Annotated in this window: 12 protein-coding genes; 6 read left to right on the forward strand and 6 right to left on the reverse strand. The window is 65.2% G+C overall.

Annotation, left to right across the window (positions count from 1 at the left end; all coding sequences use genetic code 11):
* Nucleotides 1-19: 19 nt before the first annotated feature.
* The 3 genes from KPL81_RS14620 to KPL81_RS14630 are packed head-to-tail and all read right to left on the reverse strand — an operon-like array spanning nucleotide 20 to nucleotide 2,888.
* A complete protein-coding gene (locus KPL81_RS14620; protein ID WP_219792805.1) occupies nucleotides 20-1,039 on the reverse strand; it encodes an SIS domain-containing protein in 1,020 nt (339 codons plus the stop codon).
* Complete coding sequence (gene nagA / locus KPL81_RS14625; protein ID WP_209477409.1) at nucleotides 1,039-2,142, reverse strand: N-acetylglucosamine-6-phosphate deacetylase; 1,104 nt, start codon at nucleotides 2,140-2,142, stop codon at nucleotides 1,039-1,041. Before nagA ends, KPL81_RS14620 begins: the two co-directional genes overlap by 1 nt.
* An 11-nt stretch (nucleotides 2,143-2,153) precedes the next feature.
* The gene (locus KPL81_RS14630) at nucleotides 2,154-2,888 is read right to left on the reverse strand and encodes a GntR family transcriptional regulator (RefSeq protein ID WP_209477407.1); all 735 of its coding nucleotides are present in this window, start codon (nucleotides 2,886-2,888) and stop codon (nucleotides 2,154-2,156) included.
* A 228-nt stretch (nucleotides 2,889-3,116) separates the two neighbouring features.
* On the opposite strand from KPL81_RS14630, the gene KPL81_RS14635 reads away from it, so the two are divergent.
* The 5 genes from KPL81_RS14635 to siaD all read left to right on the forward strand — a co-directional run bounded on the left by KPL81_RS14635 (nucleotide 3,117) and on the right by siaD (nucleotide 9,012).
* Nucleotides 3,117-5,057, forward strand: a complete 1,941-nt coding sequence (locus tag KPL81_RS14635; protein ID WP_219792930.1) for an exoribonuclease II — start codon at nucleotides 3,117-3,119, stop codon at nucleotides 5,055-5,057.
* 165 nt (nucleotides 5,058-5,222) lie between these two features.
* Complete coding sequence (gene siaA, locus KPL81_RS14640) at nucleotides 5,223-7,274, forward strand: biofilm regulation protein phosphatase SiaA (protein WP_219792806.1); 2,052 nt, start codon at nucleotides 5,223-5,225, stop codon at nucleotides 7,272-7,274.
* An 18-nt stretch (nucleotides 7,275-7,292) separates the two neighbouring features.
* Nucleotides 7,293-7,826, forward strand: coding sequence for a biofilm regulation protein kinase SiaB (gene siaB / locus KPL81_RS14645; protein ID WP_219792807.1), 534 nt, complete (start codon nucleotides 7,293-7,295; stop codon nucleotides 7,824-7,826).
* An 8-nt stretch (nucleotides 7,827-7,834) separates the two neighbouring features.
* On the forward strand, nucleotides 7,835-8,233 hold the full coding sequence (siaC, locus tag KPL81_RS14650; RefSeq protein ID WP_276314090.1) for a biofilm regulation phosphoprotein SiaC: 399 nt from the start codon (nucleotides 7,835-7,837) through the stop codon (nucleotides 8,231-8,233).
* On the forward strand, nucleotides 8,230-9,012 hold the full coding sequence (gene siaD / locus KPL81_RS14655; RefSeq protein WP_219792808.1) for a biofilm regulation diguanylate cyclase SiaD: 783 nt from the start codon (nucleotides 8,230-8,232) through the stop codon (nucleotides 9,010-9,012). The genes siaC and siaD overlap by 4 nt, the downstream gene beginning before the upstream one ends.
* Here the strand turns inward: siaD and KPL81_RS14660 are convergent.
* From KPL81_RS14660 to KPL81_RS14670, 3 genes are all read right to left on the reverse strand, one after another.
* Nucleotides 8,996-9,919 carry an urea carboxylase-associated family protein gene (locus KPL81_RS14660; RefSeq protein WP_219792809.1) on the reverse strand — a complete coding sequence of 308 codons (924 nt, stop codon included), beginning with the start codon at nucleotides 9,917-9,919 and terminating at the stop codon, nucleotides 8,996-8,998. The genes siaD and KPL81_RS14660 overlap by 17 nt on opposite strands.
* A 92-nt stretch (nucleotides 9,920-10,011) precedes the next feature.
* Nucleotides 10,012-11,307, reverse strand: coding sequence for an HlyD family type I secretion periplasmic adaptor subunit (locus KPL81_RS14665; RefSeq protein ID WP_240549294.1), 1,296 nt, complete (start codon nucleotides 11,305-11,307; stop codon nucleotides 10,012-10,014).
* A 5-nt stretch (nucleotides 11,308-11,312) separates the two neighbouring features.
* The gene (locus KPL81_RS14670; protein ID WP_219792811.1) at nucleotides 11,313-13,037 is read right to left on the reverse strand and encodes a type I secretion system permease/ATPase; all 1,725 of its coding nucleotides are present in this window, start codon (nucleotides 13,035-13,037) and stop codon (nucleotides 11,313-11,315) included.
* Nucleotides 13,038-13,472: 435 nt separating this feature from the next.
* Here KPL81_RS14670 and KPL81_RS14675 point away from each other — a divergent pair, with 435 nt between their 5' ends.
* Nucleotides 13,473-15,344: an alginate biosynthesis protein gene (locus KPL81_RS14675; RefSeq protein WP_219792812.1), complete on the forward strand. Its 1,872-nt coding sequence runs from the start codon at nucleotides 13,473-13,475 to the stop codon at nucleotides 15,342-15,344.
* Nucleotides 15,345-15,385: the final 41 nt, after the last annotated feature.

Here is a 15,385-nt window from a genome sequence, read left to right on the forward strand (position 1 = left end):
TTTACGCCCGCTGTCGTCGTCACAGGGTGCAGGTCACCTTGTTGAGATGTCGGGGACGGTCGGGGTCGCTGCCCCGCGCCACGGCCAGGTCGGCTGCCATCACGTAGAAGCTCTGGATCACCGAGAGCGGCTGCAGCGCGTCGTGGCCGGCGTCGACCAGGGTCAGCCTTCGTCTGGCCACGCGCTCGTCCGCCGCCAGCAGCACCCGTGCGCCAATGCTCTCGAGCCACTCGGCCAGCTCCAGCAGCCCCGCCTGTTCGGGGCCCGGCGGTGCGAAGACCAGCACCGGGTAGCCCGGACCGATCAACGCCATGGGCCCATGGCGCACCTCGGCTCCGCTGAAGGCCTCGGCCTGGATGGCACAGGTTTCCTTGAACTTGAGCGCCGCCTCCTGGGCCACGGCCAGGCCGGCCCCACGACCGATCACCAGCAAACGATCGCTGCCCGTCAGCGCCTCCACTGCCGTCGCCCAGTCCTGCTCCACGGCACGGCTCAGGCGCGCCGGCAAGTCATCCAGGGCGGCCAGCAGCTCACGGTCCCGGTTCCAATGGCCCAGCAGTTGGGCCGCGGCGGTCAGCGTCGCCAGGTAACTCTTGGTCGCGGCCACGCTACGTTCGTCACCGGCATAGAGCGGCACTTCGCTGTCGCTGACCGCCCCCAGCGGAGACTCAGGCGTGTTGACCATCGCCAGCGTATACGCCCCGGCCTCGCCGAGGGCGCGCTGGGTAGCGACCAGATCGGGACTTTGCCCCGACTGCGAGACGGCCAGCGCCAGCTGTCGTTCGAGCCGCCATGGCGCCCGGGCCAAGGTGGTGAGCGACAGCGGCAGCGAGGCCACGGGGATCCCCCGGCTCTTCATGCACAGGTAGGCGAAATAGCTGGCCGCGTGGTCGGAGCTGCCCCGCGCCACCGTGACTGCCGCAGCCGGCGGTTTCCGGCGCAGTCGTTCGCCGAGCTCGGCCAGGGCGTCGGCATTGCGCGGCAGCTGACCGCGGATGCGCTCGGGCGCATTGCGGGCTTCGTCGAGCATCAGGGACATCAGCGTTCTCCTTCGATGATGCGGCCCTCGACCACCACCGCCTGCAGGTTGAGATCAACATCCAGCAACACCAGGTCGGCGACGGCACCTTCCGTCAGCCGACCGTGATCTGCCAGGCCGAGGAAGTCGGCGGGGAAGCGCGACAGCCGGTCGGAGGCATCGGCCAGCGACAGGCCGAGCTGGACCAGGTTGCGCAGCGCCTGATCCATGGTCAGGGTGCTGCCGGCCAGGGTGCCGTCGGCCAGGCGTACGCCACCCAGGCACTTGGTCACGGTCTGCTCGCCGAGGCGGTAATCGCCGTCCGGCATGCCGGCTGCAGCCGTGGAATCAGTGACCGCATAGAGATGGGGAATACAGCGCAAGGCGGCGCGAATGGCACCGGGGTGCACGTGCTGCAGGTCGGGAATCAGTTCGGCATAGTCGGCATGAGCCAGAGCCGCCCCTACCATTCCCGGCTTGCGATGGTGCAAACCGGTCATGGCGTTGAACAGATGAGTGAAGCCGCAGGCACCATGGCCAAGGGCGGCGACACCCTCCTCGTAGCTGCCCAGGGTGTGGCCCAACTGCACGCGGACGCCGCGGGCCGTCAGGTGCCGGATCAGCTCGCCATGGCCGCACAGCTCCGGCGCCAGGGTCACCAGCCGGATCGGTGCCAGCTCGCACAGTGCATCCACCTCGGCAATCTCCCCGGGGCGTGCATGCGGAGGCTGGGCGCCGAGCTTGCCGGGATTGATGTAGGGGCCTTCCAGGTGCACGCCGAGGACACGCGAGGCGTCGGCGAGAGGCGCCTTGATATAGGCATCGATATCCGCCAGCGCACGGCGAATCTCGGCTTCCGGCGCGGTCATGGTCGTGGCCAGCAAGCTAGTGGTACCGAAGCGCACGTGGGTACGCGCCAGGGTGGCCAGCGCCTCGCCCCCCTCCATGGTGTCGGCGCCGCCGCCGCCGTGAACGTGCAGATCGATGAAGCCCGGCAGGATGCGCGGCTGCGCGTTCTTCAGCGGGTCGACCGGCTCGCCCGAGAGGCGGCTGATGCGCCCCGCCTGCCACTCGATTTCGCCCAGGCGCCAGCCCTCGGGGGTCAGGATATTGCCATGAAGCATGCCGGCGCCTCCTAGCGGGTCAGCTCGACCATGAAGTCGTAGTAATCGGTACGGCAATAGGTGACGGTGAGCTCCGCCGCCGTGCCGTCACCCAGATATCCCAGGCGGGTGATCTTCAGCAGCGCCTGACCACTGGGCACCTCGGCCAGCTCGGCCAGCTCGTCATCGGCATTGATCGCCGTGACATGTTGCAGGGCCCGGACTATCGGCTTGCCGGCCGCCTCCATGACGGCGTAGAGCGAGGTCTCCACCGCCAGCGGGTCGGGCAGCACCGCTGCGGGCAGGCAGCTCTCCTCCACTGCCATCACCACCTCGTCTGCCAGGCGCAGGCGCCGGAGCCGTGCCACGCGCGAGTCGGCGCCCAGCCCCAGCCGCATGCTCTCTTCGGCACTGGGCGTTGCCAGGCTGCGCGACAGCCAGTGGGAACTGGGCGTGAAGCCACGCTGGGTGAGCATCTCGGTAAAGCTCACCAGCCGCGTGAGGGACTGATTGAGGCGTGGCGTGATGAAGGTGCCCGAGCCGCGGCTACGCCGGATGAGGCCCAGCTCGGCCAGTCGATCCAGTGCCTTGCGTGCCGTGATGCGCGATACGACAAGCGCTTCGGCCAGACTGCGCTCCGAGGGAAGCGCCTCCCCGGCCTGCCAGGCTCCGGCTTCGATGGCCTGCTCCAACTGGCGGGCAAGCTGCTGGTAGAGCGGCGTGGCCCCGGCGGGGTCGAGCCGTAACTGCTGAAATCGCGTGTCCATGGGGAACCTCGTGGCCTTACCAATATCAGTCCACTATAGACCCACTTAAATACCAATCAAATACCAATTGCTCGCAACTTTCGTCTAACCCTGACGCGCATGACGGCGATTGTTCTGCCCTGTTCGATCCGTTAACCCCCTGATTCTTCGATACCATGATGGCAACGTTTGGCGCTGGCCCAAGGAATCCGTATAGTGGCCCTCCCACCCCGCCACACGTTCGTGATCATGCTGCAGAACAACCCGCTGCTCGCCCAGCTCAAGCAACAGATTCGTGAGACCACGCCCCGTGCCGAAGGCGTGATCAAAGCCACCGAGAAGGGCTTCGGTTTCCTCGAGACCGACGACGGTCAGTCCTACTTTGTGCCCCCCCCGGCCATGAAGCAGGTGCTGCACGGCGACCGCGTCCAGGCCGTGATCCACGAGAATGGCGACAAGACTTCCGTCGAACCGGATACCCTCGTTGAGGCGGGCCTCAGCCGCTTCATCGCCCGGGTGCAGAAGCGCGAGGGGCGTCTGGCGGTGGTGCCCGATCATCCCTCGATCAAGACCGCACTCAAGGCGCGCATCAAGAACAGCCTCGACGAGGCGAGCATCGGCGATGGCGACTGGGTCGTGGCGCGGCTGGTGCGCCATCCGCTCAAGCCCGAGGACCGCGCCTTCTTTACCCAGGTCGACGAACTGGTGGCCAAGGCCGACGACCCTGCCGTGCCGTGGCGGGTGACCCTGGCGCGCCACGCTCTGGAGCAGGAGTGTCCTGACGCCGGCGACGACTGGCCGTTGCGTGACGAGGGCCTCGAGCGCGAGGATCTTACCGCCGAGCCCTTCTTCACCATTGACAGCGAGAAGACCCGCGACATGGACGATGCCCTGCGCGTCGAGCCACGCGAGGGCGGCGGCTGGCGACTGACGGTCGCCATCGCCGATCCCACCGCCTACGTCGAGGAGGGGCATGCCGCCGACCTGGAGGCGCGCACCCGCGCCTTCACCGTCTACCTGCCGGGCCAGAACGTCACCATGCTGCCCGAACAACTGGCCGACGACCTCTGTTCGCTACGCGAGGGCGAGGAACGCCCGGTGCTGGCCTGTACGCTGGAAGTGGAAGCCGATGGCAGCCTGGGCGACTACCGCTTCTTCGCCGCCACCCTGCGCTCCCGGGCCAAACTGGTCTACGACCGGGTCTCGGACTGGCTGGAAGGTCAGGGCGACTGGTCACCGGCCGAGGGGGTCGGCGAACAGCTGCGTGCGCTGCGCGACATGACCGAAGCGCGCGCCGCCTGGCGCACCGAGCATGCGTTGGTATTCAAGGACCGCCCTGACTACGTGTTCGACCTCGACCCGGCGGGTAACGTGCTGGATATCCGCATCGAGGAGCGGCGTATCGCCAACCGCATGATCGAGGAGTCGATGATCGCGGCCAACGCTTGTTGCGCGCACTACCTGGCCGAACACGTCGGCCACGGCATCTTCAACGTGCATCGCGCCTTCGATCCCGAAAAGGCCCAGGCTGCGCATGAATTCCTCACCGCGCAGGAAATCGAGGTCGAACTCGAGGCGCTTTCGGAACTGCCGCGCTACAAGGAACTCAAGCGCGCCTTGGAGAGCCGCGACGACGCCTGGCTCGATGCCCGGCTGCGCCGCTTCCAGGGCTTCACCAGCATGTCTGCCCGCCCCGGCCCACATTTCGGCCTAGGCCTGGCTGCTTATGCCACCTGGACCTCACCGATCCGCAAGTACGGCGACATGGTCAATCATCGCCTGATCAAGCGCGTGCTCAAGGGCGAGCAGGCCCCGGCCGAGGCAACTCAGGCACTCACCGAGCAGCTCACCGAGCGTCGGCGGCTCAACCGCATGGCCGAGCGCGACGTCAAGGATTGGCTCTACGTGCGCTACCTGACCCCGGCCGCCAAGGAACAACAGGCCTTCGAGGCCGAGATCTTCGGCATCAGCCGCGGCGGCATGCGCGTTCGCCTCACCGCCAACGGTGCCACGGCCTTCGTGCCGGCGCCCATGCTGCATAGCGATCGCGACAAGGTGGTCATCGACGACAAGGAAGGACGCATTCAGATCGAGGGTGAAGAGCGCTACAGGCTCGGCGACCTCATCCGCGTCGAGCTGGTCGAGGCCCGCGAGGAGACCCGCTCACTGGTGGCACGTCCGGCCCAGTGACGCGTGCGAACCGAGTCCCCTCGAGGCCCCGCAGGCTCCCCTGCCGGGGCCTCATCGCAGGGGGGCGTGGAAGTGCGGGGTGTCGTATCAACGGAGGCTTTGAGGCAAGGTAACCAATAGGAACAACTAAAGGTGGCTGAAGTCACCCTGAGGGAAGCCAACGCGATGGCAATACACCTTGGGCTGCGCGGCAAATCGGTCGCCACCTTGTTGCTGGCGTGTCTGCTGGCGCTGATACCCGCCCTGCTCATTGGCTGGGTAGCCGTCGATGAGGTGCGCCGCCACTTCGCCACGGCCTATGCCGAACAGTACACCTTGCTGCAGATGCACCGCATCTCCGCACCGGTCGCCCGCGAGCTGGCCCTGTCACGCCGCCTCGCCAACTCGGTAGTGACCCGTGAGTGGCTACGCCAACCGGACGATCCCGAACGTCAGGCTCGCTTCTTCGCCGAGGCCGAAGGCTTTCGTCAACAGTTCGGTAGCAACGCCTACTTCCTCATCGACCACGCCACGGGCGACTACTACTTTGCCGACCGGCACGATGCCGAACCGAGCCCCGACTATCGCCTCTCGCCCGATGGCGCCCGGAACGCCTGGTATTTCGACGCCATGGCGAGCACGTCTACCTACGCCATTGCCATCCGAGCCGACCCTGTCCTCGAACGCAGCATGCTCTGGGTCCAGGTCAAGGTGCGTGATGAAGGAGCTCTGCTCGGCCTGGCCGGCGGCGCCCTCGACCTCGATGAATTTCTGAGGCACTTCCTACGCGCCCGCGCCCCCGGCGTGACGCCGATGATCGTCGATCCGCGGGGCATGATCCGTGTCCACCCCGACCGGAGTAACGTGCGCAGCGGCACGGACGTTACCCCCTTCGACACCGACAGCGACCAGCATATCCTCTCCTTGTTCGACGACGCCGAGCAGCGCGACGATTTCAGGCGCGCAATGCAGCAGGCAGCGCGTCGACCCGGCAGCATTCGCACTCTGCACGCCGAAATCGACGGCGAAGCCAGGCTGCTCTCGGTGGGTTACATTCCCGAACTGCAATGGCTGCTGGTGACGTCACTGGACATGCTGACCGCGCCCATCGTCCAGGGGCGCTGGTTCTGGCCGCTGGTCGGGGCGCTGATACTGATTCTGGCCACCCTGGTGGCAGCCTTCGGCTATGCCTCCAATCGCCTGGTCCTCAAACCGCTGCAACGGCTGACCCAGTCGGCCCGCGCCATCGCCGACGGCGATTATGCCTCGCGGCTCCCCAACGAACGCCGCGACGAAATCGGCACGCTCTCACGGGCCTTCTCGCACATGGCGCAACAGGTGGAAGATCATACTCGCAACCTCGAAACCCAGGTGCGTGAGCGCACTCACGAACTGGAAACGGCACATGCGGCAATGGCGGCTGCCCACAAACAGCTCGGCGACTCGATCCAGTACGCCAGTATCATTCAGCGCGCCATCCTGCCGGATGAGCAACTCAACGAAGGGCTGGCCCCGTGTCACGCCGTACTCTGGAAGCCACGCGATACCGTGGGAGGCGACTTCTACCTCTTCCGTGCCACGCCCGAGGGATATCTGATCGGCATCGTCGACTGTGCCGGCCACGGGGTGCCGGGGGCGCTGATGACCATGCTGTCGCGTGCCATCATCGACAACGCCATCAACCACCACGGCGCCGCCGACCCCGCCGCCTTGCTCAACGAGATCGATCGCCAGTCGCGTGAATTGCTGCCAGAAGCGCAGTTGCCCTCTTCGATCGCCACCAACATGGATATCGGTCTGGCCTGGGTCGACCCGGCAGGTCGCCGCCTGACCTACGCCGGCGCCAAGCTCGACCTGTACGGCAGCGACGGTCGCCAGCTGGAGCGTCTCAAGGGCGGTAAGCGCGCCCTCGGACACCGCCGCCCGTTACAATACAGCAATCATCACGTACCGCTACGGCCCGGATGGCGGTACTATCTGTGTAGCGACGGTTTTCTCGACCAGGCGGGGGGAGAACACGGCTTTGGCTTCGGCAACAGCCGTTTCGAGGAGCTGGTGCGCTCCCAGGCAACGGCGCCACTCGACGCCCAGATCGTCGCTTTCGAACGGGCACTGAACGACTACCGCGGCTACCGCCCTCAACGCGACGACATAACCCTGCTGATATTCAGCTCGGCGCTGGATGCTTCCGAGCATGTGCATTTACACCAACCGGGCCCCGGTCGGGAGTCCACATAGCAGAGCCAAGGATTTGCCATGGATCTATTGAGTATGAGGGAGCGCTACGAGCATGAGCGCATCATGCTGTGCTTCAACGGCCCCATCTCCCATAGCCTGATCGAAGAGATCGGCAAGGCGCTGCGCAACTACCTTGATACCCAGCAGGCCGCCCCTTCGGCTGCCATGGACGTCTTCGCCGTCTATATCGAGATGACCCAGAACATTCGCCACTATGCCCGCCGCCAAGGTTACGATGACACGCTGGCGGCAGCTACGGTCGCCGTGGCACGCAGCGTACAGGGGCACTATCAGGTCAGCGCAGGCAATCTGGTCGAGCAGGCCGACGGCGAGCGCCTGGTTGCCGCCATCGAAGCACTGGCCCCGCTGGACAAGCTGGCGCTCAAGCAGGCCTACAAGCAGCAGTTGCGCCGTCCCCGGGAAGCCAGCGTTCACGCCGGGGCCGGCCTCGGCCTGCTCGACATGGCCCGCAAGTCCAGCCGCCCGCTGCAAGCAGTATTGCAGCCGCTGCCGAATCAGCGCAGTTTCTTCAGCCTGACAGCCACGATCTGACCTTTGCCATGACGACCATGATTTCCGATATCGACATTGCCGGCAACGAGTCCACGCCGACCATACGCAGCGACTGGCAGGCCGGCCTTCTGGCCATGCAGGGCGATTCCTACCCGGAGAATTCCTACGAACTCTTCGACAACGTCATCCGCTGGGTACGCCACTTTCTGGACAGCGAGCAGCGCCCACTTCACCTCGAGCTGGCACTGGTTTACCTGAACACCAGCTCGGTCAAGGCGATGATGGATATCTTCGACCTGCTGGAAGACGCCTTCGAAGCGGGCCGCCAAGTCTCGGTGACCTGGCACTACGATGCACGCAACGAGCGTATCGCCGAACTTGCCGATGAGTTTCGCGAGGATTGCAGCTACCCTTTCGCCATCACTCCTGCGAAACACGAGTCATGAAGGATAGTCACGACGATACCCTGCTGGCGGAGGTGGCTGCCCTGCTCGAGTCTTCCGAGCATGACGGACACCCGCTCCATGACGCCCTGCAGCGCCTCTACCGCCATCACTGCGAGCAGCGCGGGCAGATGCAGCGTCTGATCGAGATCTCCGATCGTTATCAGCTGCTGGCCATGGAAGCCCGCCAGGTGACCCAGCAGCGCTACGAGCGAACGCTTCGTCGACAGCAAAAGCTTTCCCGCATTTCCGATGGCTACCAGGCCCTAATTCAGGAGCGCAATCAAGCCTTGCACCAGGCTTCGACACACGACCCCCTGACCGAGCTCCCCAATCGACGCCTGATCGGCGAGCGCCTGGAGTCATTGGTCGAAGCGCGGCGCCGCTTCACCCTTGCCTTGCTGGATATCGACCATTTCAAGGCGATCAACGACCGCCACGGCCATGACGTGGGCGACCGCGTCTTGGTGGCACTGACCCAGGTATTGAGCGAGAGCTTGCGAGAATACGACCTTTGTGCGCGTTGGGGCGGGGAGGAGTTTCTGCTCCTGCTGGTCGACACCGACCGCAGCGAAGCCCATACCATCGTGGAACGATTGCGCCTACGCCTCGCCGAGGTCTGCATACGCAGCGAAGACCAGACGATCTCGGTGACGGTCAGCGCCGGGTTGAGTCAGCATCAACCCGGCGATCCCCATGAGGTCACCGTGAAGCGTGCCGATCAGGCGCTGCTCGAGGCCAAGCGGGCGGGCCGCGATCGGAGTCTCACCGATACCCCCTAGGCTTGCCCCGTGCGCCCACAGCTTCCTGCCGTGCCGCCTCACGCTTCTCGGCCGCCCAGTCGATGACGGGGCCCTTGAGTCCGTGCCCGCCGGCATAGGGTGATGGCTCGGGAGGTCGCCAGCCTTCGAGCAGCGCGTCATCCAGCCGGAACACTTCGACACCAATGGGGTGGCATGTCAGCAACGGGTCGCTGGCATTGGGTCCCCAGAGGTCCACCGACAGATCCCCTCCCGGACAGCACGACAGCGCGCAGAGCAGGTCGATCTCGGCAAATAGCTCGAGGTAGTCCCCCTCGCTTGCCGGGCACGCCTTCATGAAGTACTGGTCGTCGTCGTTGAGCCCCGTGCACTGAAATACGTTGAGCACGTCGTGCACGTCGAATTCGGTGAGGCCATGCGGCAATACCGCACGTACCAGATTGGAGTGGCAATGGTGATCGAAGTCTTCCCCGGTCAGCAGGCGATTGACGTAAGGGTCGCAGCGGGTACCCAGCAGGTCGTGTATGCGCCCGCCCTGCTCGTCCCTGCCGCTGCCGTCAACGCCATAGCTGGCCAGGGTATCGTCGATGATCGTCGCCATGGGCCGCAGGTAGGGCAGCGTCGACCACAGGCGGTCGAAGGTCGAAACATGGGCGCGCTGCAACTGGCGGGTGCGCGAGGCCCAGAAGCGCTCGCGCGGATTGTGCAGGTGCCACAGGTTGAAGTCGCCGACCTGGGGCCCTTCGAGGGTCGAGAGCCGCAGCACGTGCCCTGCCGGCACTTTCCAGGCACGGCCGTCGCGAATCGGCACCACCAGCGAATCGACCCGCTCCCGGGCATTCGGCTCTGTCAAGCGAGCATAGAAGTTCCGATCGACGTCGAGTATCGAACCGCGTGTCGCCTGGTAAGCGGCGGGAACCTGGGCCATGGGAGACCTCCTTCGAGAACGTTCCCTTCAGCGTAACCCATGCCGTGCCATTCGCTCACCGTGACGCCCAACGTTCCTCGCGGCAGCTCTTGTTAGTCACGCATGGCCCGCGCCAGCACATCGCTGATCGGCTTGACCAGGTAGCTGGCGAAGGTGCGCTCGCCGGTATGGATCATGACCTCGGCCGGCATGCCGGCCAGCAGCTGCATGTCGGACGTCATCTCCCCGCGCCCTTCCTCGGTGACCCGTACCCGGGCCCGATAGTAGTCCCGCCCGGTGCTCTCATCCTCGAAGCTGTCGGCCGAGACGTGGATCACCTCACCGGCAACGGCATGGGTGAGCCCTTGATTGAAGGCGCTGAAGCGAACCTCAGCCGACTGCCCGACATACAGGCTGTCGACATCGCTGACCGGTACGCGCGCCTCGACCACGAAGCCCTCGTTGCTGGGCACGATCTCCAGGATCGGATCGCCCGCGCCGATCACCGCCCCGAGCGTATGCAACTGCAGACCGACCACGGTTCCCGTCACCGGCGCGGTCACCGTGGTACGCCGCACCTCGTCGGACAGCGCCGTGATCCGCTCCTCGGCATCGCTGATCTGCTCCTGCACCTCGCGCAGCTGCTCACCGGCCTCCGCCTGGAATTCCTGCCGGCGGATCTGCTTCTGCAGCTCGTTCTCGCTGATCTGTGCCGCGATCCGGGCGATGACGGATTCCTGCTGGGCGGTTTCCCCTTCGAGCTCGAGAATATCGCGCTCCAGCTCGCGCAACCGCTGTCTGTCCCCCAGGCCACGCTCGAACAGGCTGCGAAGATCGCTGGCCTCCTCGCGCAATGACGCGATCTGCTGGCGGTTGTACTCCACCAGGGTTTTCAAGCCTTCGCGCTGCTCCTCGTACTGCCGGGTCTGCTGGTCCAGCGTTTCCAGCGTGCTTTGCAGCGACTGTCGACGCGAGAAGAACAGGCCGTGCTGCACCGCCAGCACCTCGCTGACGCGCTGGGACTCGCTCTCGTGCAGCTCCTCGGGAAACGACAGGGTCGCCTCCTCGGCAAGCTCTGCGGCCAGGCGAACCTCGCTGGCCCGGTTGATCAGGTACTGTGTGCGCGCCACCTGCAGCTGCGAGGCGGCTCGGGTATTGTCGAGCATCACCAGCACATCGCCGGCTTCGACATGGTCCCCGTCGGTCACTCGTATCGCTTTGACGATGCCGCCTTCATAGTGCTGCACCGTCTTCTTGAACGAGGCGACCGAGACCTTCCCCGGGGCCACCACGGCAATGGCCAGATCGGCGGATACCGCCCAGCCCCCGAAACCGCCGAAGGCGACCAGCAGGATGGCGAGCCCCAGACGGCGGTAGCCACGACCTTCGGTGGGTAGCGTCGCGGACATCGTCATCACCTCCTGCCTTGACGAGCGGATAGGGGCGACACTCGCCGCTCGCTTGAGCCAGCGAGACGTGCCATGACCTCGTGGGCAGGGCCGAACAGGCGCATGCGCCCGCGATCCAGCACCAGCAGCTTATCGACACCCTCGAGGATGCCGCGTCGGTGGCTGACCACGAACAACGTCACCCCCTCCTCCTTGAGCCTGCGCAGCGTTTGCGCCAGGGCTCGCTCACCGGCGTCGTCGAGATTGGCGTTTGGCTCGTCGAGCACCACCAGCACGGGGTCGCCGTACAGTGCTCGCGCCAGGCCGACACGCTGGCGCTGACCGCGCGACAGGGCGCCATCGGCAACACCAAGACGCGTCTCGTAGCCTTCCGGGAGGCGCAGGATCATCTCGTGTACGTCGGCCCGTCGTGCTGCCGCCACCACCTTCTCATCGTCGACCTCGCCGAAACGGGCAATGTTCTCGGCGACGGTGCCATCGAACAGCTCGATATCCTGCGGCAGGTAGCCGACCCAGGGCCCCAGGGCGTCACGATGCCAGTGTGCCAGGCTCGCCCCATCGAGGCGCACCGTACCGCTGTGCGGTTGCCAGATTCCCAGCAGGGCACGTGCCAGCGCGGTCTTGCCGGCGGCGCTCGGTCCGACGATACCGACATGCTCCCCCTTGGTGACATGCAGATCGATGTCGTGCAGCACCGCCACTTCGCTGCCGGGAGGCACCAGGCTCACGCCTTCGAGGGCGACCTCGCCGCGAGGCGCGGGCAGCTCGAGCCGCTCGGCCTCAACAGGCGACTGCTCGAGCAGCCGGGTGAGTCGCTGGTAGGCGTCACGCGCGCTGACGAAGCCCTTCCAACTGCCGATCATCTGATCGATCGGCGCCAGGGCGCGGCCCATGATGATCGACGCGGCGATCATCATCCCCGGGGTCACGCGCGCCTCGAGTACCAGCAGCGCACCCACACCGAGGATCAACGACTGGGCGAGCACGCGCAGCACCTTCGAGAGGTGTGTCAGGGAGCCGGACCGATCGCTCGCCTGTGACTGCTTGATCAGCGCGGCCAGGTGGCGCTGCGCCCAGCGCCGATGCAGCCCGGGCAGCATGCCCATCGCATGCACGGCCTCAGCATTGCGCAGGTTGCTCGTGAGCAAGGCCTGGGCCTGGATATGCTCATTGCCAGCCTCGGCCAACAGGCGCTTGGTCGCCCACTCATTGGCCAGGGCCAACCCCAGCAGGATGGCGCCGGCCAGCGTGGCAAAGACGCCGAACCAGATGTCGAACAGAAACAGAATGCCCAGATAGAGCGGTACCCAGGGCGCATCGAAGAAGGCGAACAGGCCGTTTCCGGCCAGGAACTGGCGTACGCTCTTCAGATCGTCGAGGGGCTGGGCACTGCTCGGCCCGGGAACGGCGCGCGCGCGTTCGAACACGGCGCGATAAAGCCGAGCGCTCATGCGACTGTCGAGTGAGTTGCCGACCCGCACCAGAAGCCTCGAGCGAACCAGTTCCAGCCCGCCCATGACGATCAGCAGGAACATGACCACGAGGGTCAGCATCAGCAGCGTCTCGCGGCTGCCGGTGGTGATCACGCGATCGTAAACCTGAAGCATGTAGAGCGCCGGAGTCAGCATCAGGAGATTGATGCACAGACTGAAACCGCCAATGGCGAAAAAGGAGGCGCGACACGATTTGAGGACTTGCTGGAGTTCGCTCAACGACTGACTCGACGACATGACACCACACGCTGGAGAATCGGGAAATCGGGCAATGCACTCCCTGTATCGCGCCGGGTGCCTAGACTAGCAAAGCGCCACGCAGTGCCAAGTTATCGTTAAACAGCCTTTTGTTACTTATCTTAGGAATTTGCAACCCAGATCGAACCTCATGCTTTTGCATGAAAGAAGTAATTAATCGAAGGATCAATAATTTAGCTGCCGGTACGACGTAGCCCTCTCGTTAACACGGCGCGAGTCGGCGCGCCGTCCCCGTTGTCTGCCGCTTCGCTTCCTGCGTAGCATCCCCCGCCAGGCCGCGCCAGTGTCCGGTCCAGCCGTTGCTCCAGGGTTCAGGGAGGCATGGCCGTGCGAGCTGCCTGGGGGCTGGACGAAGGGGCGATATCGGCCGGGCAGGGATGCCTTGCGAGTCAGACGAACCCACGGGAGACATGAATGAGTACGACTCATCTGGCATCGGGCATCACTGCCGACGAACTGGAAACCTTGGTCGAAAACGCCGATGCAGGCGATGTCTTCGTCTTTGCCGAAGGCGAGTACCGCTTCGACGATGCCATCACCCTGACACGCTCCGACGTCACCCTGCGCGGTGCCGGTTCCGAGCGTACGACCCTGCGCTTCAGTGACGCGGCCCTGGCCTCCAACGATGCCCATGCCATTCGCGTCGAACCTGACACGTACGATCGCGAACTCGGCCAGCTCGAGGCAGACCTGTCGGCAGGCAGCAGGAGCGTCACGCTCGCCTCGACCGAAGGGCTGGCCCCGGGCGATACGCTGCGCATCTGGCAGGACAACGATACGGCGTTTCTCGATGCGATCGGTGACACCTCCTGGCGCAAGCAGCAGCACGCAGAGCTACGTACCAGTATGGCCAAGGTCGAGGCCGTGGACGGCAACCGCGTCACCCTCGACCGCGGTGCCCATTTCGACTTCACCGCTCACGACGCCTACGCCGAGCGAGTCGACAGCGTCGACAATATTTCGCTGGAAGGGCTGGGCCTGGCATTCGACCTGGGCAACCCCGATAACGCCGACTTTTCGAACGTCGAGAGCGAGCTGAACGGCTATCAGGCAGTGTCGCTGGATGGCACGGTCAACGCCCGCCTCGACGATGTCAGCGTCGTCGACGGCCCCTCCACGGCTTTCCACTTCAGTCGCGCACTGGACTTCGAGGCACAGGATATTTCGGCCCTAGGCAGCTTCAACAAGGGTAGCGGCGGCAATGGCTACGCCTACGAACTGCGGGAGAGCTATGATGGCAGCTTCCAGGGTCTGGCGGACAGTGGCATGCGCCACGGCCTGCTGTTCGCCTCCTGGCGCTCCTCCGTCGGCAACGACGTCGAGGTGGATTTCACCGACCGCGACATCAACTTCCACGGCGGTCGCGACCATGACAACCACGTCCGTGTCGCCCGCTCGATACGCGATAGCGACGCCGATGAACTCTCTCCGGCACTATGGGTGAACGCCGGTGGCGAGAGCTTCGGCGCCATTACCGACCCCGATGCCAACGATGTGCGCTTCGACTACCTCGTCGGCACACGCCGCGACGATGTGGTGCAAGGCTCGGACGATGGCGTCTACCTCAACGGTGGCCTGGGCCACGACGAGCTGACGGGCGGCGACGGCCATGACCTTCTGCAGGGTGGGGTCGGCGACGACTGGTACGACGGCACCAACCGACTCGATGGGGGGGGCGGCATCGACATTGCTCGCTACACCCAGCCACTCGATCGCCATCGCCTCGAGTTCGAAGGCGACACGGTACGCCTTCGCAGCGACAAGGACGCCGACGACACCCTGGTCGACATGGAGTATGTTGTCTTCGGCGACGGCCGGACCCTGCACATTCCCACACGGCGCGTGTTCGAGGGCGAGGCGATCGAGACACCATCGCCCGAGGCGATCCTGGACAACAAGCGCCTTCCCGGCGGCCTCGTCGACGACGGCACCGACCTGGCGGTAAACGCCGGCACGACGACACGCTGGGACGACGGCTATATCAGCGAGGTCTTCGTCGAGAATGTAGGTGACGAGACGATCGAGGACCTGGTCCTGCGCCTCGCTCCCGGGGATGAGTTCGACACGCTGTGGAACGGACACGCCGAGCATGCTGGAGACGACATTCTAGTGCGGGACGACACCCCCTCCTCCCTCGCCCCCGGCGAGAGCTGGCGTTTCGCCTACCGGGCTCAGGGCGAGTCTCCCGAGTCACTCGACATCATTCGGGCTGACAGCGGTGATAACGAGCTCAACGTGGAACTGCTGGGGATCGAAGCCCCGCGCTATGACGAGCTATTCGCCTGAACGCCCTTTTATCGGCTCATACGCAAGGAGGGCGCCCTAAG

The organism is Billgrantia antri, assembly GCF_019430905.1.
GTDB classification, from domain to species: Bacteria; Pseudomonadota; Gammaproteobacteria; order Pseudomonadales; family Halomonadaceae; genus Halomonas; species Halomonas antri.